Below are 26314 nucleotides of genomic sequence, written 5' to 3'. Positions count from 1 at the left end.
TTATAATTTGGTTTTTAGTAAGGTGTTGAAATATTCAAAGTGTACCGGCAGGCTCTCAGACCAATAGGTCCCGGTATGTGCCCCGGGTCGTGCGATATAGGTAGCCTTGATCTTCCATTGATCACAGCTATCCCTCAAACTTTTGTTTGCTTTGTACAGGTAATCTTCAGTACCACAATCAAAAATGAAGGTTTTGGAAAGTCCCTTTAATCGTTTTATGTTCGTGACCACAGAATAACGGTCAAAGTTTTCATTTGTATCGCTGTATTCACCCAGATGTTCTGCTATCGTTGTTTTTTTAAACCCGGAGTGCCGCAGATTAACGACCCCGGAGCTGCTTCCGGCACTTAAAAAGGAAGCCGGATAGTTTACAAACAGCCACAATGCGCCGTGACCACCCATACTGGCTCCGGTGACAAAAGAAGCATCTGCACGTCCCCCGAAATGTTTATTGATATACGGCATAAGTTCCCGGATAAAGAAATCTTCGTATTGAATACCGGACTTCAACGGTGAATTCATAAACCAACTGCTTTTCAGTCCATCCGGACATACAATCAGGAATCTGTAGGTGTCCGACAGCCGTTGCAGATCCAATATCCTGGAAAATGTACGATAGTTAGCTCCATGACTATGCAGCAGATAAACAACAGGATATTGTTTCTTCTTCGAGTATCCTTTAGGCTTATATACATAAACGGAATCTGTAGTCTGCAGACTTTGAGAACTAATCAATACAGTCTCCTGTGCGAAACATAGTCCGGATAGTAAAAACAAAAGAAGAAAGAAGTAAATTTTCACAGGTTTATCATTTTAAGAACTCAAATATAAAATAAATTTTAATAAATAATAATCATTTATTAAAAAAAATTAATAACTAACCATGCGAAATACTAACCTTAATCCATTTAGCCCACACCTGAAAGGAATATCTTATCTTTATACTTTTTAAAATAAACAGAGGAATGCAGCTGACAAGAATGCTGCATCAATCTGAAAAGATAGTAAACTATGAATATACAGCAGGCAACACCTGAAGATTATAAGACAATCATGCAGATATGGGAATCTGCAGTAAGGGCTACACATGATTTTCTAAAGGAAGAAGATTTTTTATTTTTCAAAGAAGCTATTCCCAGAGATTATCTGCCGCAACTTACGACCTATATCCTGTATGATCAGGAACGGGCAATGGGTTATATAGCAGTGGCAGAGCAGTACCTTGAAATGTTGTTTGTACATGCGGACTCCCGAGGTAAAGGATATGGCAAGATTTTGTTGAACTATGCTGTTGAGAAGTTAGGGGTTCGCTATGTAGACGTAAACGAACAGAATGAACAGGCTGCAGGATTCTACTTCAAAATGGGATTTGAACAGACCGGAAGGTCGGCTAAAGACGGTTCCGGGAAATCTTACCCTATATTGCATTTACAGCTCCAATCAAAAAAAGCAGCCCGATAAGGCTGCTTCTTAAGTTATTTGTTAATAGCTGACGGATTACTGAGGGATATTTTCGATAAGAAGTTCATTTCCGACTTTATCATAATAAGCACAAGTCATCCGATCCATATCAATAATCCATTTTTCCACTCCCGATCGTGCACAATCCCGGCAAAAGGTAAGATAATCGGTAAGACCTTGCTGATGATCTTTAAGATCTTTCCTAAACTGCATTATATCACTTTGTCCGGCAATTTCCAGTCTGTCATACCTGGCCGGAGCTGATGTAGTATATCCTTCCGCACCAAAATAATCTATACGTCCGTCTGCTACATAAGCATCGTAGCCCAACACACCAAGTGCTTTAATTTCGCGCATGTAGGCTGGAAAATCTGCTCCGGATTTCACTTTGGCATGTGCCTGTCTGATTTGTTCTATTGTAAACATGGATGTCCGATTTTTTAAAACCTAAATATAACAGATTACTTCCATATTACAGCCTTTGTATGCTATTCCAAAAAGAGAATACGGATTAGCCAATCTTATTAATATACCAGAGTTGATTGTCTCCTCCATGCTTCGGGAATAGAATAATTTCTGAACCATTTTTACATATTCCTCCCTTTATATCCAGACAGGAGCCCTGTGTACTTTTTGGAGAGATCGTATACTGAACAGGATAATCACCTGTGGTCGTAATTTTCCACTTCTGACTGTCACTGCCACTTTTACCTTGTATAGCAACTTTTGTTTCACTGCCACTCCGGTACGCTGCGTCCAGCACTTTACCTGTTGTATGCTGTGGCTCCAGATAGCAGAATCCATCTCCGGCATCTGTCAGCTTCCATTTTTGATTGTTTGACCGTCTGGCTTCATATACAATAACTGAAGCACCATCCTGACTATCTCCACCTTTTACATCCATACAGAAATCATATCCATCCTGTAAAAGTCCCAATGTGGTACATATCTCTACAACTGAACCAATCGCAGGTGCATGTACATTGGCTTTATTACAGTTGATGAGCATCTTCGTGAGATTGGAACCGATTTCAGGAAAATCCATTGGTATAATACCATAGCGTGCAGGTGCAGATTCGGACAGATATTGATAGAAAAGCGGAAGTACTGCTTCTGCCATATCCCGCGGATTGGATGTAAGCGGTAACAATCCGCCAAGGAAGCCTGTGGCACTTGCAAAATTGATATAAAATTTCTCTTTACTATCCGTTGAAGCTCTGATCAGACAATTTTTAACATATACATTAAACTTGTCTTTACGGTCATCATCATCCGACCATGAGTTATACACATCCTGTATATAAAAATTAATATTATGATGGCTCAAGGGACCTTCACTGTCGTCAGGCCAGCCTCCCTGTGTATCCAGTCCAAAATCAGCACCATCGAATCTGCGGAATAATACAATCTTACCACGTACATCTTTCAGCAATGGGTTCTTATCATTAAACAGCCACCATCTTTTTTTCCAGTCACTCCGTTTTTCTATTGTATTCTTTACCCAATCGTGGATATCATTACCAAATTCTCTCTTGACCGACATAATAATCGTTTCCTGAGGATTCTTATCCAAAAACCGCAGACAGTCATTGATGACTTGTTCAAAGGTCAGGTTCAGTGACACAGCAATAGCGCGTTCCTTTCCATGGTACAACCACAGGACACCATCATCCTCTGTCCCTCTTGCCAATCTTATATCCAGATACCGGATACCGTTATTAAGTTGTTCCGCAATACTCTGTGTCTGACATTTTGCTGCACTGTCTACAGGGCCGTCTCCAAGCGTGTAAGTTCCGGAGTCATGTGTGCCGGGTATAGTCATTTCTGACAGCCGCTTATTATCATCAAGCTGACTCATCCATGTTTGTGTTAATCTTTCCATTTTTTATAGTTTTTGATCTTGAATAAAGATCCTATAAACAGGAATAATTATTACTCCATTAAGGCGGACAATAAACGGACAAGGAAGAAACTTATATTATATTTACATAACGTGGCTATTGAAAATTTACTTTCCCATATGTCATAGCCGAACAGCTCAGCGTAGATACTGTTTTATGACTCTGAAAACAGAAGAAAACACAGACGCTATGAAGACAGTCCTCTACTTCAGTGTTTCTTTTACCTCCCCACACTCCATCATCTTTTCGCCATAGTACGGGTTTCGTATACTCTTTTCATTACTTAGCCATACTGCTCCCTGATCGTCCAGCGCCATAGGACAATAATCCAGATAAACTTCTCCCTCTTTTAGTCCCACAGTCTTTATTCTACTCATCATCTCATTACTAAGGTCTGAAAAGACTGCTCTTTGCTTTTCGATATCAGAGACCGCTGTAATAGTGGAAGCCAGCTTCACGAACTGATCACTATTTTCCAAGGCTTTAGCAGCCAATTCCAACGCCATAGCTGCTTCTTTGGCAGCAGCCATATCTGAATTTATCAGGGCATCACTGACGAGCAGATATTGCTGATAAACGGTATTAAGCGCATCATCTTTTATGCCAACTACATTCTGTTTCACTTCCGTCATCTTTTCCTGCTGGGTAATACTTGTATCCGAAGTCTTGGTTGTACTATTGCACCCCATCAAAAGTAAGGCCGCTATCCATATTATACAACCGCTAAAAATTCCTGTTTTCATATATTTTATTTTCTTTATTTACATATTCTATGTTGTACTAACCCAAAGGATGCATGCCTCTCTTGAGTATGTACTCACTGTATAGCAAATAGGCTCCTGTAACAACCACTTCTTCCCCTTCCTGCAAACCTGAGATAATGCTCACCTGATCCTGATTGGTAATTCCGGTAATTACAGATTTTGGTTCAAAACTATCCGCTCCTGTTTTTATCCACACATGCTGCCCTTTGCCGTCATTTATTACAGCATCAACCGGTAAAACTATCCCATCAGCACTTTTTGTGGCATTGGTTAACAACACCTGTACCTGCAACCCTGGTTGCCATTGCTGTTTAGCGTTAGCTATACTTCCCCTGATTTGCGTGAGCTGCGTACCACTTTGCAATGAAGGATTTATAAAATCAACTTTCATCCATTGCTCCTGATCTTCCCATCCGACTACGATTACCTTTAATCTTTGACCTTGTACAATTTGTTTGGCCTCATTAGGATACAAATCAGCTTCTACCCACAATTGTCCGTAGTTTTCCAAACGCATTATCGGCCCTCCTTCTGCTACATATTGTCCCTGAGTAATACTCAGTTCAGCCACTGTTCCGCTTTGGGTTGCGAGTACCGTTACAAGCGGGCTCTTTTGTCCGGTTTTGGCAAGTTGTTGTATTTGTTGTTCTGTCTGGCCATATAACAATAGTTTTTGCTTTGCCGATGCCAGCAGTTGTTGTTCCAGTTTATCACTTTCAAACTGTCGTTGTTGTGCCACAGCCATCAGGTATTCCTGTTGCAACGTAGCCAACTCTTCAGAATAGAGTATATATAGTGGCTGTCCTTTTTTTATTATAACTCCTGTTTCGCGGATATATAACTGCTCAACCCTGCCTGCAATTTTTGCAGATATGTAATTACTATGTTCCGGATTCAGTACCAATCTGCCGTTCAATACTTTTTGCGGCAATACAATGCCTTCATTGCCTACCCGTATAGTCGCTATATTGGCAAGTAGCTGGCGTTGTTCATCTAACCTGACACTTTTATCTGCACTGTTTTTCTCGAAAGGCACCAGATCCATACCACAGATAGGACAAGTACTCATTTCGTGCTTAATTACCTGCGGATGCATAGGACAAGTGTACGTTTGTTTGGTTTCTTCGGCTGTTGGTTCATTTTTCTTTTCCGGAGTACCAGTACAACTCCAAAGTATGGTCACTATACTAAGGAGTATCCCTATTTTTATTACCGAACTTTTCATTTTACAATCCTTATTTTGTTAACTACATGAGATTATATCCAGCGACTCCACCGATACTTCTCAATTTTCATTTCCAGCTTTTATAAAGCTCTCGCTATCCACCAAATAAGCAGCATCTTTGGCAAATTCCCATGGAGAAATATCCTGATTGATCTGCACCATGCCGTCTATTCTCAGGCCGGTTTCTATGTTGACGGGTTTAAATACATTATTTTCTTTTTTGAATACAATTCGTTGTGCACCTGCACTCAGTATAGCAGATGCTGGCAGCCAGTAACTACCTTTGATATATATGGGTATTTTAGCCGTCAGAATTTCACCAGCCTTAAATCGTCCTTTCGTCAGATAGACTCTGGCCAGAGTAAAATTTTCTCCGGATTTTATCATTGGCTGTATAAGTCCTATAGTGGAAGTTTGAAAAGTCCCTTCCTTATCTGTGGTTTTATAAAAACCTAGCTTGGTTCCCTTATTTACATAAGCAGCCAAGGCAGGCTTTAAAGCAAATTCCGCCAACAACTGGTCAGACTTATAGATCGTAAACAGACTCTGCCCCGCGCTTACATATTGCCCCTCTCTTAACATGACAGATGTGTTTTGTATGGTAGTTGCCGGAGCTGCAGTGGTAGCAGTTTCATTACTTCCATTCATACCCGCCATCCCATCTCCGCCTCCGCCAGATGTCATAGCAGGAGCAGGAGTTGAAATAGCATTTGCTACGGACTTTTCTAATATAAAACCATCAGCAGGACTGTAAACGGGAATACGGTAATTAACTTTTTTGATTTGCAACACCTTTTGGATGTCCTCAGCAGTCATACCAAGCAACATCAAACGTTGTCGGGCCCGGGAAAGCAGAGGCTCTTCACCACTTTGGGCCAGATAGAGTAGTTCCTGCTGTGCTGCTGCCAGATCCGGCGCATAAATCTCGAAAAGCAGCTGCCCTTTACGAACGGGTTGGTAGTTGTATTTCACATTAATCTTTTCCAGACGACCTCCTACTCTGCTTGCCACTCCGGTCTCAGCTCTGTTATCATAATTTACAATTCCCTGTACTTCAGCCAGCATAATTTTGGATTGATAACTCGCTTTGACCACAGCCATATTGCCGACCACTTGCTTGTTGGATGGCTGTAACAGAGTACTCAGGCTACTGTCAATAGTGATTTTTCCAACATCATGATGTTCTTTCTTAGATTCCTGTTTGCAGGAAACAAAGACAGTAGTCAACAATAATATTATCAGCGCCGGAAAAGTAAAAGCAATCTGGAGCTTCCTAAGTTTCGTTCCCTTTCTGTCCTTTCTACTACAAGTTTGCAGTAGTCTTCCGGTAGTTCTGTCTTGCACCAGCTTAACGATATAATTCCTTTTCATAATCTGCAATCATTAAGTATAGTTTCAGTTTTTCATCCAGCACATTGCTCTGCATCATATTATATGCTTCCCAGGCTGTAATCACTTCGGGCAACTGCATTTTATTTTCACGATAACTGAGCACACTTACTTCCAATGTTTTTTCCAGTGTAGGTATAATCTTTTTCTCCATTGCCAGAATCTGCTGTTCCATGGTTTTTATCTGATATTGCATACCGTAAAGCATACCCTGTGTTTCCTGCAACATTGCCGCTTTTTCCATCTGCATAGCTTCCACCTCGTATTGCATACCTTTTATTTCTGATTTGTACATTTTAGAGGACCAGGGCGCGATAGGAATACTCACCATCCCCATTACACTATAAGCCTTGGGCATACCACTTCCAAAAGGTGACATATGGTCAAACCGAAACCGAAATTCGGGACTACTTTGTTTCTTCATAGCATGGATATTTAAATGCATAGACTGGATATTGTAATCCATTTTTGCAATATCTTTTCTTGCCGCAGCCAGACTTGCCGTATCCAGTGATCCTGCAATTATAAACTGAGGTACTAACGTAGTATCAATGGTAAAGGCAGTATTGCCTGACCGGTTCATCATACCATTGAGAGCAGCCATAGCCCGTCCGATTTCTCCTTCCTGCATCCGTTTCATATTTTCCGTTTCTTCAAGTTTGGCCACAGTTTGGTAAACAGCTCCAAGTCTGGATTGATTAAAAGGATATCTTACCTCTTCCAATTTACGCATGGTCTGCATGATATGCGTACTTTTATCCAATACAGACAGCTTCATTTTAGCCACCAGCCATGTGTAATAGAGCTTCTTCGCAGTGGTTCGCAGATCGTTCAGTGTAACATCGCGGGTTGCGCGTTCGACATTAGCTTGTGAACGGATATATTTTCTATCTGCATTCAACTTTGCAAAATTTGGTATATCCTGTTCAAGTTGCAGCATCAGAGAACCTCTGTCTCGCCCATCCATTATCATCTGTCCGGGATATGGTGTCATAAACGTACCGACACCAATCATTGGAGCCATCCAGGCAGTAGCTGCTTCCGCATTTTGCAGATAACTTTCTGCTTTTAATCCATATGTTTTCAGTAACAGATTGTGCTGATCTATCTGTTGTAAAATAGTCTCAAGAGACAGCACTTGTCTTTCCTGGGCATCAGCTACAGGAAAACACATAAACAACAGGATAAACAGGTTTGCCGCAATCCTCAAAACAGCGTTCAGGGGAATAATAAAAAGTATTTTTAAATAAACAGATAAGTAATCTGTAGTAAAGGCAGTAAGACCTTTCAAAACTGAAAACTCAGTTATTACATCCGATTTTATCATCCTGACGCAATCTGAATCGCAACCATTATTCTTTTTTTCCGACCGGAAAGTAGCATCCGGCGAACAAAATCCGGGAGTTTTAATGCTGTACATTGTGCACCTCCAATTTTCCGTATTTTCTTAATTCGTATTCTTTTGACATTAAAAAGATAAGCGGTGTGACCAGTAAGATATGTGTTGACGAAGTCAGTACTCCTCCTATCATTGGCAAAACAATAGGCTGCATAACATCCACTCCCACACCGGTTGCCCATAACACAGGAATCAAACCAAATAAAGACACACAGACGGTCATTAACTTTGGCCTAAGACGCTTGGCAGCACCATGAATAACATATTCTCTTAATTCTTCTTTACTGATCGTTTCGCTTGAATTACCTCTAAGTTTGACAAGTTGCTGCATAGCATCATTCAGGTAGATGACCATTACGATACCAGTCTCTACGGCTATACCAAACAAAGCAATAAAACCAACAGCAACGCCTACAGAGAGATTGACACCCCAGAAATAAATCATATAAGCTCCTCCGATCAGAGCAAAGGGAACGGTGATAAGACTTAGAAATGCTTCTCTTACAGAATGAAAGGCAAAATATAAAGAGAAGAAAATAATGACCAGCACTACCGGAGCAATCCACATCAAAGTTTGCTGACCCCGGATCAGATTTTCGTACTGTCCGCTCCACTCCAAAAAGTATCCCTCCGGCAATATTCCATCCTGCTTATTCAGCTGTTCCATTGCATCCTTTACCGTACTTCCAAGATCTCTGTCCCTCACATTAAACATTACTGCTCCGCGCAAAATAGCATTATCCGAACTGATCATTGGCGGACCATCCTCGAACTTTACGTCCGCTACAGCCGATAATGGAATTTCACCAAAACTCTGTGACTGTAAAGGAATACGTTCTATCTGTGCCAGGCTATTGCGATATTCCTGTGCCAGACGTACACTGATTGAAAATCGTTGCCGGCCTTCAATGGTATTGCCAATGCTTGCTCCACCTAAAGCCGTTTCCACCACCTGATTTACATCATCTACGTTAAGCCCGTAACGTGATAAATCCTCTCTTCGGATATCGATAGACAAATATTTACCTCCGGTAATAGGTTCGACAAACAAATCACTCACACCTGGAGTTCCTTCCAAAGCAGCTTTTACTTTTTCCGAAACTGCTGCAATCGTGTCCAAATCCTGTCCAAACACCTTTATCCCCACGTCTGTACGAATTCCTGTAGCCAACATATTGATACGGTTAATAATAGGTTGCGTCCATCCGTTTACCACTCCGGGTATCTGCAATTTGGCATCCAGTTCGGTCACAATATCTTTTTTAGTAATGCCTTCTCTCCACTGGCTTTTGGGCTTCAGTGTAATAATAGTCTCTATCATGCTGATAGGCGAATTGTCTGTAGCTGTATTGGCACGGCCGGCTTTCCCCAATACTTTATCCACTTCAGGAACCGTTTTGATAATCTTATCCTGTACCTGTAAGATTCTTTTTATTTCAGCATTTGATACATCCGGCAAAGTGACTGGCATAAATAAAATACTCTGCTCATCCAGAGGCGGTATAAATTCAGTACCTAGTTTTTTCAATAGCGGAATCGTGATCAGTAAGGCGATCACATTAATGGCAATAGTCGTTTTCCGCCACTTTAGCACCAGCCTGATTATAGGTTCATAGACCTTCTCCAAAAATCTGTTTACCGGATTGGCACTGTCCGGCTTAAACTTTCCTTTCATGAAGAAAGATATAAGTACCGGTGCAAGTGTAATCACCAAAAGAGCGTCAACGATCATGATAAACATTTTCGTGTAAGCCAGAGGGTGAAACAATTTGCCTTCTTGTCCGGTCAGCATAAATACCGGCAAAAATGAGGTAATAATAATTACTGTAGCGAAAAATACACCTCTGGATACCTGCTTGCTTGACTTGGTAATAATGGCCAGCCGCTCTTCTTCGCTAATCCAACCAGGTGTTTTGCGAAACTTATTTTTAAACCAATTTTTCATGGCGTCATCTTAATTTTGATTTTTATTCAAATACTTCCCGGGACCGGTCTTTAGGCCCCTCATCTCGTATAAACTAATGTTGTATATTAATTTCATACTTATCAGGTTTGTCAACTGTCAGAACTATTCGCTTTAGAGCCGTTAGCCCCGATAACCTCAGCATATCGTTCTGCCAGGTGTTTGTATGCATTTTCGCTCATTATAATACCGTTATCCACTATTACCCCGATCGCGAGCGCAATACCCGTTAACGACATAATATTAGATGATATATCGAAAGCATTTAAAAGAATAAAACTAGCTGCAATAGTTATAGGTATCTGCAGAACAATACTGACTGCACTACGCCAATGAAAAAGAAAAATGATCACAATTAAGGATACTACAATCATTTCTTCAATAAGTGTGTGTGTGATCGAATCTACTGATTCTTTTATAAGCTCTCCCCTGTCGTAAACAATGTCGAATTTCATTCCCTTTGGCAAGCCTCTGGCTACCTCTGTCATCTTGGCTTTTACGTTATCTATTACCTCTGCAGCATTTTCGCCATAACGCATCACGACTATCCCTCCTACACGTTCGCCAGCACCATCCTGATCAAATATCCCCAGTCTTGTTTCTCCTGTCATCTGGACAACAGCAATATCAGACATCCGGATTGGTGTGCCATTTTGGCTTTTGAGTTGAATATTAGCGATTTCATCTATAGATTTCAGATAACCCGAAGTCTTGATGATGTAACCGATATCACTCATCTCGAATTTACGCCCGCCAGCTTCGTTGTTATTACTGCGGACAGCGGCAATAACCTGTGGAACGGTGAGTTTATAATACAATAACTTATTGGGGTCAATAGCAATCTGATACTGCTTCTGAAAACCTCCAAATGAAGCAATTTCACTCACTCCCGGTACATTTTGCAAAGCAAACTTCACATACCAGTCCTGTATGGCACGCTGCTCACCCAGATCCGTATCGGGAGCATCCAGCGTATACCATAGCACATGGCCGACACCCGTACCGTCTGGCCCCAGCTGAGGAGTTGCCCCCTGAGGTAATGTACTGGAGATCGTACTGATACGCTCCATAACCCTTTCCCTGGCCCAGTAAACATCCACATCATCTTCAAAAATAACATAGATAAAACTCATACCAAACATAGACGAGCCTCGCACATATTTGATCTTAGGAATTCCTTGCAAATTCGTAACAAGCGGATAGGTCACCTGATCTTCTATCAGTTGCGGAGACCTGCCCATCCACTCTGTAAATACGATTACCTGATTTTCGGATAAGTCGGGAATCGCGTCTATCGGATTTTTCTTAACCGCAAATATACCCCAGACAAATATCCCAATAGCCAGCACCAACACGATAAATCTGTTGCGCATGGACCATTCTATAATTTGATGTACCATTTAAATTATCCCTTTCCTTAACTTGGTTCAATTACTGTTATATATTCATCCCGGATTATCAGAAAGAAGAGCTAAGGAGGCACAGACATGGTCAGTTACCTCCCAGCTTTTCTCATTTTGAACGGCATGAAAATATTAATGCGCCTTCGAAGGTTTACCTGTACGGTCGTACTGGCAGCATCCCGGCAACTTGTCATAAATCTCGTTTTTGGCTTTTACTTGCGGGGTATCATGACCTGCATTAGCTATTTTTTGTTGGATAGTCTGACTGTTGATTTTATTACTGTTGTAAGTAACAGTCAGTATTTTACTGTTTTTATCCCAGTCAGCGTTGGTAATAGCCTCATCTTTTAAGGACGCTTCTATGCGCTTTTTACACATACCGCAATTCCCCAACACTTTGATTTTTTCTGTTTTGCTTTGTGCCAGAGCCGCAGTTCCAAACATAGTCAATGCTACTATGGCGATCATTTTTAATGATTTCATAAAGATTTGAGTTTTTGTTGTCCCCATAACTTATGCAAGCGCCAAGAGACAACGGATTAATAAAAAAACATATAAATTGATACGGATTGAACCGTGAAGGAAAGGATTGTTTTTATTTGGCAGTCAGATTCAACTATCTGAAGGAAAAAACAGACTATTATCAAGCCTTTTTATTCTTTTTGAAGAGATAATTGTAAAAGATACCTTTAAAAACTTAAAAGGAAACTATATTCTGAAGGTACAATTTTTTATAAATATGGGAGAATGTTCTCCCAATGGAGGTGCAGTACTTGTAATATGTGAAAGAAGTAATGCACGAAGAGGAACAAACAACGAGGTTTCAAATATTTTGAATTGGGGAATAATAAAGACTACCTGCTCAAATTTATAACTTTGGTTATTTAACTTATAAGCCTTATCCAGATCTGCTTTGTAGTCTACATCCTTACAACAGTCGTTTTCCAGGGGTTGTTTTTTCTCCATTCCACAGAAACCACAATCATCGGTTTTGTCTTTAACGAAGGTCCAGTTTACCAACTGTCCCGAACAATAATGAAGATGTACTCCTGCTCCGCTGGCACTTGCCAGATAGAAAACAGTCGTAAAAATCAATATTAATTTCTTCATCATAAAGCAAATATTAATATAAAAACTAAAATACGCTTTACATAATTTTCGTAAAATTTTATATAATTAACGGAATAAAACCATAATTCTTAAAAATAAAAAGAGAGCTGTGAAAAATCACAGGCTCTCCATTATTAATCAGCATAAATCTATTTTTAAATATAAATATAAAAACCGCTGTTATCTTTATATTAGCACTAAGTGAAAAATATTAATCCTAAAAACTTCTCCTCATACTTATTACCACAGCGGATTCTGCACCAGCAACTTACTCCGAAGAATGTCAAACTGAGGAATAGGATACAGATACAAAGCTCTTGTCCATGCTCTTCTTTCCAGCAGTACACGCGTAAAGTATGAGTCCGCTGCACCGACAGGTCTGTTACTATAGCCATTCATATTCATAGCATAGAATAATCTTGGATCTTCATCCTTATCATCTGCTACCATCCATCTTCTGATATCAAAGAAGCGTTGTCCTTCCGCAAATAATTCTACCCGGCGTTCCCGCTGGATCATCTTGCGCTGCATAGCCTGATTTCCGATAATATTCTTCTTCCCGTCAGCAGCAAGCTGGCGGTATCCCGGTATCCCGGCACGCTCCCGGACAAGATCCAGATAGGTAATAACATTGGGATCATTGGCATCTACTTCATTACACACCTCTGCATAATAAAGATAGAAATCAGCTAGCCGAAGAAGTATGGATGGTCGTGCCCAATTCCAGGGATATCCGTCTGTAAATAATATCTGGCGGTTTTTGAACTTGGCTGGCAGATATCCTGTACGGGGATTATCCGCAGATGAGTTGTCTGTTCCCTGCCCTCTTGCAAAACCTATGGTATAATCCGGTCTTCCCGGAGGCTGTATAGACCAGCTTTTCCCCTGATACGCTATACCGGCATAGAAACGTGGCTCTCTGTTAGCATACATATTGAATACATTTTTATCTATACGTTTATTCTCGTTGCACGGATTCATTACATCGGTAAAGCCATCCTCTCTATACAAACTGGATTCTTCTATCGTGAGACCGTCTTTAACAAAAAAAGCATCCACAGCATTTTGCGACACACCAATATAAGCCCAGCCCACAAACATATCCCGGGGATTTGTATTTTCATCCTGAGCTGTACTACCATTGTAAGTATTCTTTCCTGTCGCCCATAAGATCTCATCATTATAGATCTGGAACAACTGATATACAGACTGATCAGCATCAAACACCCCGTTTGTATATGCTTTAAATAATTTATGGCCGTTTTTTGTAGTATTGGCAAACAGTTCTTCGAGACGTTTTTTTGCCGTCACCCATTTTTCTCTGTCATAGGCCCTGAACAATGCCTTTCCATCCGGATTTGCGAGTGTCAGCGTTTCCTGATACCCTCCGTTAAATACAGGAGAAGCTGCATAGACGGCCAGTTTTGCGCGCAAAGCCAGTGCTGCAGTAACCGTAGGACGTACGATTTCATTCAGATTATACTTATCATTGCCTGTCACATTACTGTTTTTTATCAGTGTTTCCGGCAAGTCGCCGGACTGAACAGCCTCTACCAGTAGCTGATCAATATATGCCACTGTTTCATCCACTGAAGCTCTTGGAAAATCCAGTTCTTTACTTTGCGGATCTAATATCTCGGTAACCAAGGGCACAGGACCGTATAACTCGAAAAGAGAGAAATAACTGTATGCAATCAAAAATTTGGCCTCAGCTTTCATCCTTTTTACTTCTTGCTCGGACAATACATACTGATCGTTTACGCCTCCTCTGGGCGCGACACGGGCAATAAAAATATTGGCATCGCGAATGATCCTGTATAAGGTACTCCAACGTTGAAAGTAAGCTCCGGCAGCTGTAAATCCAGAAATCATAGGCCAGAATCCATTGGCACTCAGCGTAGTTTCACTGGCCATAGGTACCCATACCCCGGCAAAACCTGTTTGATCGTTCATCCCTATACTGGAATATTCTGTAATACAACTAAACAAGCCGCCATGCCACCTGCGGATAAGTACCGGATTTTCAAAAACCTGCTCCAGTGTCAGGGACTCTGCTATTTCATCAGAGACATCCAGATATTTTTTACATCCTGTAGATAAGGACAGCGATATAAAGGTAACTACGACCAATATTGTTTTATTAAAAATTTTCATAACGCTCATCATTTTAAAAAGTAATTTCCAATCCCAGTGAATATGTACTGCTCAGCGGGTATTTTGCTCCGGAATTTGCACTGCCAAGTTCAGGATCCCAGAATTTCATTTTATCCCAGAGCGCAACATTAGTTCCCTGCAGATACAGACGCAGATTTCTCATTTTCAATCTTTTGATCAGGTCTTTATTAAAATCATATCCGATCTCTACATTCTTCAGGCGCAGAAATCCTGCATCCCGGTACCACCATGTACTCGGCATAACATTATAAGCATATCCTCCTGAATGTACGCGCGGCATAAATACATTTTGATTTTCGGGATCATCTGCCCTCCACCTGTTCTGCATTTCGATACGTGCCGAACCATTATCTACCCCCACATCAAACGGAATAATATTGCCGGCTACAGCGAGCATATTTGCAGAAGCATTGGCTGTGCCCTGAAAAAATACCCCTACAGACAAACCTTTCCAATCTGCATTGACACCAAATCCATATACAATCTCAGGCACAGGGCTGAAGAATTTATGATCATAAGTACGGTCGTACTCATTGATAAGACCGTCATTATTCAGATCTTTATATTTAATATCCCCTGGGGCTACATAAGAAGTAGAAGTTGGCATACCTGCCTTCAGCTTATAAGTTTTTGATCCGTTCTGCGCAGTCGTAATATCAAAATCAGCGGGAGTATAAAGCCCATCAGCAATATACAGGAATGGTCTATCTATCGAATTACCGGTATAATTCATATACGGATATTTTTGGGGAATCTCATCATATTCAACAATCTTATTGCGTGCATAGGTCAGATTTCCTCTTGCCGAAATATTCACATTACCGGCCTTTTGTTTCAATATCAGACTGGCGTCCACACCTTTGTTGTCTACGACACCAAAGTTCTGAAAAGGAAATGACCGGAATCCGGTAGCATCCAATACCGTTCTCCGTTGCAGGAGAATATCGCTTCTGCGATTTTTAAAGTAGTCTACACTCAGGTCCACTCGTCCGCTAAAGAGGCCGATATCTATACCGGTATTCAATTTTTTCTCTATCTCCCAGGAAACTGCCAGTGCAGGGAAAGTACCCTCTACAATACCTGCACCGCGACTATTACTGGAACTGCCTCCAAATCCTGGAGCCAGTCCGAAATCATAGCCGGGAGCATTTTCATTGATACTACCTCTGTACGGAAAGCGTACATCATCACGACCTATTCTGTCATTACCAGTGATACCGTACGATGCTCTGAGTTTCAGTTTATTGATATACTTCTGCGATCCTTCCATGAATTTTTCATTGCTGAGGTACCAGGCTACGCCGGCTGCCGGGAAGACTCCCCATCTGTTGCCTGTTGCAAAATTATCACTGCCCGTCGCTCCCATACTTGCTTCAACCAGATATCTGTTATCATAGCCATAGGTAGCACGCGCCACGATACTCTGTTTTCTGAAAGGCAAAAGTTTCATACCGTTAGCATCTCTTTGCGACTGCGACTCTTTCTGCATATACAGGATCAATCCGGACACATCATGCCTTTCCGCAAATACCCGTTTATAATTAAGCGATCCTTCCAGGTATATATTTTTTGAACCGCCGACATTATCTCCTCCCTGAACCTGATATGGATTTCCCAATGCCGATCCCGGTTTGATTGTTCTCTTATTGAGGGTTCCGTCTGTATTACGCCCTAAGGCAAAAAAAGTATTCGGAGTTTTGGATCTCAGTAGGGTTGAGTAAAAATCTGCATCAAAACTCACCACTCCATTGGCATATAGTCCCTCCGTTATAAACTTCAGATCCTGTTTCAATGCGACCTTGGTTTGCAGATATCCGCTCCATGTCTTACTATATCCACTGTTGTTGATCATATTATACGGCTGATTAACCGTCAACGCACCTACAGCTCCATGATCTGATGCAGTACCATCCGAATAGACCATCGGGATCATATGTACCGGATAATGACTTATAAAAGCGAAGATATCATCCGATGTAAATCCGGGCTGATTCTTACGCAGATACTGTCCGCTCATATCTACCGATAATTGTGTGGAATTACTCAAATGCATATCGACATTGGACCGCAGATTGAACCGGTCCAGACCGATATTGGAGTTGTAATTTTCCAACGCATTGGATTTGAAAATCCCATTTTCCTTAAAGTATGCTCCTGAAGTGAAGAAACGAACTTTATCAGAACCTCCGCGAAAATTTACCGTATATCTTGAACTCTGTGTATTCGATCTTAACAGATCCATCCAGTTTACAGAGGGATAGAGATCCGGATCTTCTCCTGTTCGGTATTTTTCCAGCTTCTCGTTTGTAATCTGTGGCTGAAAAACATCCTTATTCGGATTTCCCTGATCATTCCACAGTGCCTCATTGAATAAGGAGAGATACGTATATGAATCCATTAATTTCATCATTCTCTGGGGTGTCATGACACTGCTCTGAGCAGTGAAATTGGCAATTGTTTTCTGCACTTTTCCTCTTTTCGATGTGATCAATACCACCCCATTCGCACCTTCAGCACCATAGACTGAGGTAGCGGCAGCATCTTTCAATACCGTGAATGTCTCAATTTCTTCCACATCAATATCGTCCATACGTCTGGGAACACCATCTACCAGGACAAGTGGTGAGTTACCTCCTGCATAGGAACTCTGTCCGCGGATAAAGAAAGCAGCGGCATCATTACCAGGTTCACCACTACGCTGTACAGCGATAACACCTGCCAGCTGACCAGCTAGTATGTTACGTAAGTTTCGTTGTTTGATCGTGAGCTCTTTAGGCCCTACTGTACTGAGAGAAGATACAATACTTTCCTTTTTCTGCTGTCCGTATCCGATTACTGTCACCTCATCCAACTCATCCGGAAGGGCTTTCATCACGATTCTGATTCTCCTTTGATCTTCAACAGCAATTGTCTGAGACTCCATGCCTAAAAAAGTAACTACAATCTGATCGGTAGATTTCACATCTATTGAGAAATTTCCTTTCAGATCCGTCACCACCGCACGTGTATCTCCCTTAATCGTGATACTTACACCTGACAATGGATTACCGTCCTCATCTACAACCTGACCACTCAGCTTTATCTGTTGGGATCTGTACTCTTTTGGTACAGTAGCAGCTGCGACTGTACTTGCTTTCTCTTTGAACACAATTACTTTATTACTTATTGCGTACTGAAAAGGCTGATTTACAATCAAGAGACCCAGAGCCTTATCCAAAGGCTTGTCTTTTATCTGAATGGTAATGGGGTTGCTTTTATCCAGAAGGTGCTCCGGGATCACATAGGAAAACCCAGTCTGTTTCTGTATAGTGCGTAAAACCGATTTGACGGAAGCAGCTCTTACATCAAGACTGATATTCTGGGCTTCTGTACTCCCGAATACCTGTAAACAGAAAAAAAGGGAAAAGAATAAAGTTAACTTCATATACAGAATTTTAAAAAATATACCCCGGCACGGTCTATCACCATGCCACTGTTGGGTATGCGTAATTTTTTTCATAAATTAGTAAAGGTTAATGGTTAATAATAAGCAGTTATATTGTACAATTAGCCTGTCATGGAGCTGGAATACTGGAATATTTCAGCTCTTCTTTCATTGTACAACAGATTTTCAGGTTCTTTTTTTTATTCCGATCCTCCTTTCGTTAACAGTAAAATGAATATCATAGCTACTTTCAAGAGCTTTCAAAACATCTCTGAGTGGCAGGTTACGCTTAAGTGATCCGAATACTTTTTTTCTGCCAAGTGCGGCAGGTACAGGGTCAAAATTTACATCGTACCATCGCTCCAGTTCTTTTATTACCTCATCAAGATTCAGGTTATTCAAAACGATGAGTTCTTCTGTCCATGCCGCGTAATCTTCCGCATCCACTTTCACTATCTGGTTATTGCCGGACATATCGGTCCTCGCCTGCTGCCCCGGATATAGTCGACTTACAAAATTTGTTTTTTTACTTTCTATGTTAACCGCCCCTTCCAGTAATGTTGTAGCCTGAAAGGCTGCATCATGGTAAGTACGGACATTAAATTTTGTACCAAGCACCTGAATAATTTGTCTATCAGTTTCTACCACAAACTTCTTTCTTTTCTGATTGTGAGCCACTTCCAAATAAACTTCTCCCTCTACGAAAATCCTTCTCTCATCGCCGGAAAACCTTGAAGGATACCTTACTTTAGAATCGGCATTCAGCCATATTCGTGTACCGTCTTCCAGAATGACCTGATACTGGCCTGCTCTCGGAGTGGCAATACTGACCCATTTCACAGAATCCGACACTAATATTGATTCACCGTTTTCATATCCTATTGTATTATGTTTATTGATAAGCACAGATTGTGACTCACTCAGATTTATTGATTTGGAATTATCAAAAGTTACAACAGCACGATTAGTCCCCGGAAGGATATTTGCTGCAGCTTCTATACCTTTGGGAACAGTTACTGAAGTTTTCCAAACTATATACGAAAAACTGCCAACCATTATCAGGAACGCAGCAGTGAGCCAGACTATCTTCCGTTTTAGTGTCGACTTATAGCCGGAATTTATGTGGTTCAGAACCCCAATATCTATTTTTGCAGTCAAAAGATCGATCTGATCCATAGAAACAGAGGCAGGTATCTCTGTCTGCAATTGATTTAGAATAAGTTCTTTCAATAGTGTGGAATGCTCTACCAGTCCGAAATACTTCAGCAGTTCATTTAGTTCGGTCTCTGTAACGTTACCTTGAAGATATTTTCTAAATAACGCGGTTATTAACTGGTCTTTGGAATTCAACTTCCCTCCTTACTTTAAGCACTAATACGATTGGGCGAAAAAAACAAGGTACATAGATTCTAAAAAAAGAATTAAAATCCTGATTTACAGGCAAATAATTTTTTAAAAAGGGTCGACTTTTTAAAATTTGACATCAACTCTTCAACCCATTTCTAAAAAAAGGGCATATATAAGCACAAACAATTCCGGTGATTTGAGAATTTGATTTTTCAGAAAAATATTGGCTCGTTTGATATGTGTATTAACTGTATGCTGGCTAATACCAAGAGCTCTGGCAATTTCCTCATAACTATAGCCATCTAACTTAGCCATCTGAAACACTAGCCGCTGCTGACTGGGTAATTGAGCTAAGATCTGATGGAGCTGTTCAGAGCGTTGTTTGACAAAAAGGGTTTCGTAAATCTCATCCGACGAGCTATCTATAAAGGATGAAACCTTGTCATAAAGCTGTTTGTCAAGATTAGCTTTGCGAAGGAGATCATATGCCTTATTTGTAGCAATAGTGTATAAGTATGATTTGAATGATTTATCTGCATGAAGTTGAAAACGGTTTTCCCACACGGTAATAAATGTTTCCTGTGTCACGTCTTGTGTTAACTCTTCTGATTTGAAAATATAGAAAAGATGACCTGTAATATGATTTTTATAAAAATGATAAAGTTGCTCAAAAGCATGCCTGTCTCCATTCTTTAATTTCAGAAGCAGATTCTTTTCATTAAAAAGTGTGATTCTTCCCATATTCAGGTCTGGTTTAGCAAAATCAAAATAGAGAATAAATTACGATAAAAGCAAGTTATTAAAGGCAATTCTAATATTTTGTTGATTCTAAAATCCTGCCTTACTTTTTATCGGCAATACTTAAAATTATAATCGCACTATAAAAACTCATCCTGATTCCCATTAATAAGTTTACCGAATATTTTGCTGCACAAAGGATATAAAAAGGACCTGCTGGTCTACAAATAAATAATGTGAGCAATTAGCTGCTAACTGAAAGTTTTCAGCCTCTGCTATCCTTCTCACAGCAGCTATTTGTTTGTGGCGAATCACAATATCCAAAACACTCCTTAATAATACTGAACAGATAGAATATCTTATGATTATCCCAAGCAGCTTATCCGTCACTCCCCCTAGAATATTGCTTGATCATACACATTAAAAAAAATAAAAATTCAGAATAGTTTTGTTTATTAGCTTTAATATCGTAATATTGCGATATTAATACTGATAATATGGGTATCACTAAGACAGAAATATTTACTGACGAGCAGAATAAGCTGGCTTCCTTATTCAAAGTACTGGGTCATCCTGCGCGTATTGCTATCCTGCAATATATTATTGATCAAAAGACCTGTATCTGTAATGACCTTGTTGATGAATTAGGACTGGCACAAGCTACAATCTCTCAACATCTCAAGGAATTGAAAAATATGGGTATTATAAAAGGTTCAATTGAAGGAAAATCTGTGTGTTACTGCATAGAGGAAAAAGTATGGAAACATTTCCAACAACAGTTCAATATATTCTTCAATCAGGACGTAGCTGTCAAACAATGCTGTTAAAAGCATTTTTTTATCCAAACGTATCGTTATATTGCGATATAACAATAATAAACAATTAACTTTAAAATACGATTCTTATGAAACTATCAAACATTAAGGAAATTCTACCCTCACTGAACAACGTTGAATTTCAATTGGAAGACGGAACTTTTGTCCCTGAACATTTTCATGTAACTGAAGTCGGGCAGATTATTAAAAACTTTATCGATTGCGGTGGTGTGCAACGTAATGAAAAGACGGTAAGTTTTCAGCTATGGAATGCCGATGACTACGAACACAGACTAAAACCTGGCAAACTATTACATATTATTCAGCTTTCAGAAGAGAAACTGGGCATAGAGGATGCAGAAATAGAAGTCGAATACCAAGCGGGAACTATAGGCAAATATGATCTGGACTTCAACGGGAAAACCTTTGTTTTAAGAAATAAAACGACTTCCTGCCTGGCTCAGGATGCCTGCGGTATTCCTGACAGCAAACCAAAGATTGCTTTATCGCAGTTGAACAATTCGGGATGTAGTCCGGATTCAGGTTGTTGCTAATTTTTATACAGAATATGTATCCGGAGTTATATTCTACTATTCAGCATGTAGAAAAAGAACGGTTTATGACAGATGCAGCAAAGGATCGTTTGCAGGCATTAATAGATTATGTTCAACAGCAGGTCAATCATCAACGGCAGATCAACCTCCATTTTATCTGCACCCATAATTCACGCAGAAGTCAGTTGGCACAGATATGGGCACAGACAATGGCAGCTTATTACAAAATTCCGAATATAAGCTGCTATTCAGGAGGAACAGAAACAACAGCCCTATATCCAAAGGTAATAGCAATACTGCGTAAGCAGGGATTTCAGGTTTATAAAATTACTGACGGAAACAATCCGGTATATGCTGTAAAATATAATGCAAATGCGCTACCCGTAATCGGTTTTTCAAAAACATATGACAACCCGTTTAATCCTATGTCTCCATTTGCAGGGGTAATGACCTGTTCACAGGCGGACATTGACTGCCCTTTTATCGCCGGAGCTGAAAAAAGAATAGCTTTACCCTATGACGATCCGAAACTGGCCGATGGCTCTGATCAACAGGATGAAGTATATGAAGAGTCTAGTCTGAAAATAGCAACAGAGATGTTTTATGTCTTTTCGAGGATTACTCCTCATCCCTGATTTGAGTTATAAACAACAAAGAGACTTTACCCTTGTGGTATAGTCCCTTTGTTGTTGTTTTTATATTGATTTTATTATTGTAAGCTGCAAAACAATTATTCTTCGTCATCCCACAGTTCATGGTAATACTTCCATTTGAAAACATGATCTCTTATATTTCCGTGAGTCAATCCATCCATTCTGTTTTCCTTTAAATGCTGTATCTCATCAAATTCTTTTGACACAATAAATACCCGGACACGAGATGTGGGTATCAAATCTAGATAATGCCGAAGCACCTTATTTATATCTGCAGCATTATATGTTTCAGGGAGAGCTATATCATTGTCAATTTCCTTATCAAACAAATCATCCGGCACATTATCTATAGCTAGCCTCACTACTTTATCTTTCCCAGTCCAGCTGACCGCAAAAAAACTATGTATGCCAAGGGAAGTCTTATCATCGTACAGCACGGGAAGCCCAAATTGTGCTAATGAATCTCCTGCTAGTTTTTCGGAAATGCTATTGAAAAGATTCTTGATTTCAGACTTTCCCATAGTATTCTGAGCAATTATAATTGCATCCGCCTTATGAGCAGAGGTACTACTGACAAATTCTATATTATCAAAATTTACAGTATGGATACGGGCCGCAGGTAAGCCTATACGGTTTATGTTTTCAACACCATAATTGTTGTATTCGATTTTGTTTTTGTCCTTTGTCAACACTATTCTATCTGATGTTATTCTAAATCCATCGTTTACTTCTGCCAGTTCCTCAGCTAATTGAACCGGATTTAAATCTGACAACCCTTTTTCTTTGAAATAATCCGGCAAGGTCCACTCAAGGTTAAGAGCGGATAAATCAATTGTTTTGATTTTTGAAAGGATGTCCTCTTTATGTTTTTTCAGACGTTCTACCTCGCTGTTATATTCATCCTGTTTTACAGGTATCATATTTAATGAAAAACGATTATCTTTATCTGCTGTACCGATATAATTAAATTTAATCTTTAAAGTATCTTTTTCAATAGCTACCTCATATACACTATCCAGCAGTTCTCCTGTATTCTTCAATCTGCAATCGGTTAATGACTTAAGATCAGATATCTTGATTATCTTTTCATAAGGGTAAGAAAAGTAGAGTACATCTTTGCTTTCAGAAAGATGTATCCGCATTTCTGCAATCATATCCATATAAGCCAGCGTAATTCCCCACATGGATTTATTATTGACTTTTGTTACATTTTCGGGTTTCCAGTAGGTTTGCTTTTCTTGTGCATATGTCTTTATGGATAACATGGTAAGCAGTATAATGGATAGTATAGTGGAGTATATTTTCATTTTCTGTTTTTTGATCTTACATCGCTTTCATTTGAATTAGCTCTGCATCTAAATATACAAACATCCTCTTAAATCAAAAATCCAGAATCTCTTACCAGGATCTTTAGCGAACTACTATTCTCTCCTTTTTAAGCAGTTGGCGTCCCCGCCAACTGACGCATTGCATTATTTTTATTCAGGCACGAGCATGACGCTCGCGCCAGTCGGGAGGGATAGCCTGATATTGAAAAACTTATAAATTAAACCCTACCGACAGCATAAAGTTCCGCGGAGTGCCTATAAATCCTCTGGTATAATCGAATCCTCCGAGATAATAATATTTATCAAATACATTGTTGATATTCGCAGTAAAACGCATTCCCCTCAGATGATAGTACACCGCAGTATTCACTGTGGTATATGATGGCCACATATCCCATACGCCATTTCCATTTTCGTCTTTACGTGCAGCATTATCCATTCGACGCTGATCTACATAGTATACACCTGCTCCAAAACCCAGACCTTTGACTGCATATCGGGAAAATATATACTTCAGCCACATACCTGCCATATTTTTAGGGGCATTGCTCAAAGGCAGTCCTTCTTCTTCGGCTAATGAGGATGATTTTACTTCTGTATGGTTAAAACTATAGTTGGCCATCACCTGAAACTCTTTACTGATCTGCCCTCTGAAGTCGAGTTCTACTCCGCGGGAGATTACCTGGCCGGATTGACGGTAGATCGGCAGTCCGCTGTCGGATACACCTCCGGTAGCAATAAGCATATTCTCTCGCCCGATATGAAATACGGACAATTCGGTTTGCAGGTTGTTCTTAAAGAATCCGGTCTTTAATCCTGTCTCTACCTGAAAACTTCGTTCGGGATTGAAAGGACGATCTGCCCCATAGTTTTCATAATTGTAGATAAAATCTGCTCCTACGGGCACATAGCCTTGTGAATAGCTGGCAAAATAGTTGACCTGCTCATTAATTTTGTAAGTCATTCCCAATCGTGGTAACCAGGCATTTTGTTTGGTTTTGAACGATTCTTTCAGGTCTGCACTGCTGGAACGGTAATATTCATGACGTAATCCCAGCACCACATGAAGGCGTTCGCCCACAGTTACCTGATCCTGTATATAGAATCCCAGACTTTGGTAAGGGTTGAGAAACGGGAATTCTGCCTGCGGACGCCAGATGTAGGAAGAGATATCTATGACTTCCCGGTTGGGATTCTCCAGATCTATAGTAAGAGGTACCTCTTTACCATTCAACATCCGGCTACGGGATTCACGCAGGATATTGTCTTTATCTCCATGATATTGCGCATAATCTACTCCGAGAACCAACTGATGCTGGTGTTCCGGCCGATCCAGTGCATAACGCAGATAACTGACCAGATTATCTGTATAATCGGTGATCTGCTTGGATTGGAAGCGCATGTTCATCACCGTATTCTGTGGCGGATTAGCGTAGGTATTCAGTGTGCGAAATTCATTTAATTTTTCTTTATAGATCGACTTCATATAGTTCACATGAAGAGACAAATCTTCGGTAAGCTGCTGATTGAGCCGAGCAGACAGCGTAAGAAAATTTGTTTTAAAGAAATCGGTTGGCTGGCTCACATTGAACGACCGGGACTGTGCATAGAAATCATTGTTGCGTATACCTAATCCGCGATCCAGATAACCATCAAAATTGTCATAGGTCAGATCAACATCAAGCGTGGTTCCTTCTGCCGGACGAAAGCTGAATGAAGGAGCAACAAGTATACTCTTTCGCTGATTAACATCTCTGAAGGTTCTGGAATTTTCATACCCTACATTCAGTCTGTAAAGTACCCTTTCAGCAGAGTCAAGTGGTCCGCCAATATCCAGCGTAGACCGGTAGGTCTGGAAACTTCCTATTGCAAAATTAATGCTCGTATGTTTCTTTTCTAACGGTTTCTTAGTAACCATATTAATGGTTCCGCCGGGAGTAATATCTCCGAACAGGGATGCTCCGGGACCTTTCAATACCTCTATGCTCTCCAGATTGACAGTAAGCGGAGTACGCCAGAAACTGGTACCGTAACCGTATCCTGAACGCATACCATTGACCAGTCGCATGCCGCTGGTATAGCCGCTGTTAAATCCACGAATGGTGAGATCGTCATAGGCTGAAGCCTGATTGACGCCTGCCAGATCCTGTACGACATCCGTAATCACAAAGGCCTGCTTATCTTCCATAAATTCTTTACTGACCAGTGATATGGATTGTGGCAGATCTTTGAGTGAACCTGAAAATTTACCTCCCAGTTCGGTTGTATTAATAAGATAAGAATTGTTACGTCTGCCAGTGACGAGCACTTCATCCACCTCTACACTGACCGGAAACAATTGTACAATAAGTCCGCTTTTGTTATTCCAGTTTAGTTGATCTACGGATACTGAAATGGTCTTATAACCTACCGCCCGGAAATAGAGTGTTGCAGGAAACTTCACTGTGGCCGGAAGCCGGAAAGTACCATCGCTATTTGTCTGAAGCAGTTCTTTCGATTTGAGGGCAATAGTAATTCCCCGAAGGCCCTTTCCTTCTGTATCCGTTACTTTTCCGAATATAATGGGCTCTGTCTGTGCAAATACCTGTCCGTTTAGTATGCAGCATAAAAGGATGACGGTGTAAAAAGTATATTTTAATATATGCATAATTGTCTGTATTAGAAC

At 40.4% G+C, this 26314-nt stretch carries 21 protein-coding genes; 4 read left to right on the top strand and 17 right to left on the bottom strand.

The features are described 5' to 3' along the window. Nucleotides 1-801: an alpha/beta hydrolase gene (locus tag HMPREF0766_RS02515; RefSeq protein ID WP_002993398.1), complete on the bottom strand. Its 801-nt coding sequence runs from the start codon at nt 799-801 to the stop codon at nt 1-3. Between the two features lie 210 nt (nt 802-1011). Between HMPREF0766_RS02515 and HMPREF0766_RS02510 the strand changes: the two genes are divergently transcribed. Beyond that, complete coding sequence (locus HMPREF0766_RS02510) at nt 1012-1461, top strand: GNAT family N-acetyltransferase (protein ID WP_002993396.1); 450 nt, start codon at nt 1012-1014, stop codon at nt 1459-1461. Between the two features lie 36 nt (nt 1462-1497). Here HMPREF0766_RS02510 and HMPREF0766_RS02505 read toward each other — a convergent pair whose 3' ends face one another. The 14 genes from HMPREF0766_RS02505 to HMPREF0766_RS02440 all read right to left on the bottom strand — a co-directional run bounded on the left by HMPREF0766_RS02505 (nt 1498) and on the right by HMPREF0766_RS02440 (nt 20302). After that, on the bottom strand, nt 1498-1887 hold the full coding sequence (locus HMPREF0766_RS02505; protein ID WP_002993394.1) for a DUF1398 domain-containing protein: 390 nt from the start codon (nt 1885-1887) through the stop codon (nt 1498-1500). Nucleotides 1888-1972: 85 nt separating this feature from the next. Beyond that, nucleotides 1973-3343, bottom strand: coding sequence for a phosphatidylinositol-specific phospholipase C domain-containing protein (locus HMPREF0766_RS02500; RefSeq protein WP_002993393.1), 1371 nt, complete (start codon nt 3341-3343; stop codon nt 1973-1975). Between the two features lie 222 nt (nt 3344-3565). After that, nucleotides 3566-4105, bottom strand: a complete 540-nt coding sequence (locus HMPREF0766_RS02495) for a DUF3347 domain-containing protein (RefSeq protein ID WP_002993391.1) — start codon at nt 4103-4105, stop codon at nt 3566-3568. Nucleotides 4106-4142: 37 nt separating this feature from the next. Next, nucleotides 4143-5351, bottom strand: coding sequence for an efflux RND transporter periplasmic adaptor subunit (locus HMPREF0766_RS02490; protein ID WP_002993388.1), 1209 nt, complete (start codon nt 5349-5351; stop codon nt 4143-4145). Nucleotides 5352-5411: 60 nt separating this feature from the next. Next, nucleotides 5412-6722 (bottom strand): efflux RND transporter periplasmic adaptor subunit, encoded by a 1311-nt coding sequence (locus HMPREF0766_RS02485; protein WP_002993385.1) that lies wholly within the window; start codon nt 6720-6722, stop codon nt 5412-5414. Further along, a complete protein-coding gene (locus HMPREF0766_RS02480; protein WP_236590558.1) occupies nt 6700-7914 on the bottom strand; it encodes a TolC family protein in 1215 nt (404 codons plus the stop codon). Before HMPREF0766_RS02480 ends, HMPREF0766_RS02485 begins: the two co-directional genes overlap by 23 nt. A 232-nt stretch (nt 7915-8146) precedes the next feature. After that, on the bottom strand, nt 8147-10084 hold the full coding sequence (locus HMPREF0766_RS02475; protein WP_002993380.1) for an efflux RND transporter permease subunit: 1938 nt from the start codon (nt 10082-10084) through the stop codon (nt 8147-8149). A gap of 110 nt (nt 10085-10194) precedes the next feature. After that, nucleotides 10195-11502, bottom strand: coding sequence for an efflux RND transporter permease subunit (locus HMPREF0766_RS02470; RefSeq protein WP_002993378.1), 1308 nt, complete (start codon nt 11500-11502; stop codon nt 10195-10197). Nucleotides 11503-11637: 135 nt separating this feature from the next. Next, nucleotides 11638-11988 (bottom strand): heavy-metal-associated domain-containing protein, encoded by a 351-nt coding sequence (locus tag HMPREF0766_RS02465; RefSeq protein ID WP_037459870.1) that lies wholly within the window; start codon nt 11986-11988, stop codon nt 11638-11640. Nucleotides 11989-12213: 225 nt separating this feature from the next. Continuing rightward, nucleotides 12214-12618, bottom strand: a complete 405-nt coding sequence (locus HMPREF0766_RS02460) for an HYC_CC_PP family protein (RefSeq protein ID WP_002993374.1) — start codon at nt 12616-12618, stop codon at nt 12214-12216. 237 nt (nt 12619-12855) lie between these two features. Continuing rightward, nucleotides 12856-14769 (bottom strand): RagB/SusD family nutrient uptake outer membrane protein, encoded by a 1914-nt coding sequence (locus tag HMPREF0766_RS02455; RefSeq protein WP_037459868.1) that lies wholly within the window; start codon nt 14767-14769, stop codon nt 12856-12858. A gap of 13 nt (nt 14770-14782) precedes the next feature. Then, nucleotides 14783-18214, bottom strand: a complete 3432-nt coding sequence (locus HMPREF0766_RS02450) for a SusC/RagA family TonB-linked outer membrane protein (protein WP_037459531.1) — start codon at nt 18212-18214, stop codon at nt 14783-14785. A gap of 186 nt (nt 18215-18400) precedes the next feature. Further along, nucleotides 18401-19564: a FecR family protein gene (locus tag HMPREF0766_RS02445; RefSeq protein WP_002993368.1), complete on the bottom strand. Its 1164-nt coding sequence runs from the start codon at nt 19562-19564 to the stop codon at nt 18401-18403. Between the two features lie 141 nt (nt 19565-19705). Then, nucleotides 19706-20302 (bottom strand): RNA polymerase sigma factor, encoded by a 597-nt coding sequence (locus HMPREF0766_RS02440; protein WP_002993367.1) that lies wholly within the window; start codon nt 20300-20302, stop codon nt 19706-19708. A 494-nt stretch (nt 20303-20796) separates the two neighbouring features. Here HMPREF0766_RS02440 and HMPREF0766_RS02435 point away from each other — a divergent pair, with 494 nt between their 5' ends. The 3 genes from HMPREF0766_RS02435 to HMPREF0766_RS02425 all read left to right on the top strand — a co-directional run bounded on the left by HMPREF0766_RS02435 (nt 20797) and on the right by HMPREF0766_RS02425 (nt 22303). Then, nucleotides 20797-21126: an ArsR/SmtB family transcription factor gene (locus HMPREF0766_RS02435; protein ID WP_002993363.1), complete on the top strand. Its 330-nt coding sequence runs from the start codon at nt 20797-20799 to the stop codon at nt 21124-21126. Between the two features lie 77 nt (nt 21127-21203). After that, the gene (locus HMPREF0766_RS02430; RefSeq protein WP_002993360.1) at nt 21204-21668 is read left to right on the top strand and encodes a DUF6428 family protein; all 465 of its coding nucleotides are present in this window, start codon (nt 21204-21206) and stop codon (nt 21666-21668) included. Nucleotides 21669-21682: 14 nt separating this feature from the next. Continuing rightward, complete coding sequence (locus HMPREF0766_RS02425) at nt 21683-22303, top strand: low molecular weight phosphatase family protein (RefSeq protein ID WP_002993357.1); 621 nt, start codon at nt 21683-21685, stop codon at nt 22301-22303. 95 nt (nt 22304-22398) lie between these two features. Here the strand turns inward: HMPREF0766_RS02425 and HMPREF0766_RS02420 are convergent, their stop codons facing one another. Both HMPREF0766_RS02420 and HMPREF0766_RS02415 read right to left on the bottom strand, forming a co-directional pair. Next, nucleotides 22399-23628 carry a hypothetical protein gene (locus HMPREF0766_RS02420; protein WP_037459517.1) on the bottom strand — a complete coding sequence of 410 codons (1230 nt, stop codon included), beginning with the start codon at nt 23626-23628 and terminating at the stop codon, nt 22399-22401. A gap of 232 nt (nt 23629-23860) precedes the next feature. Then, a complete protein-coding gene (locus HMPREF0766_RS02415; protein WP_002993353.1) occupies nt 23861-26296 on the bottom strand; it encodes a TonB-dependent receptor in 2436 nt (811 codons plus the stop codon). Nucleotides 26297-26314: the final 18 nt, after the last annotated feature.

This window comes from Sphingobacterium spiritivorum ATCC 33861, from assembly GCF_000143765.1.
Lineage (GTDB): Bacteria > Bacteroidota > Bacteroidia > Sphingobacteriales > Sphingobacteriaceae > Sphingobacterium > Sphingobacterium spiritivorum.
Note: the sequence above shows the minus strand (reverse complement) of the source record. Positions and strands in the feature narration are given on the sequence as shown.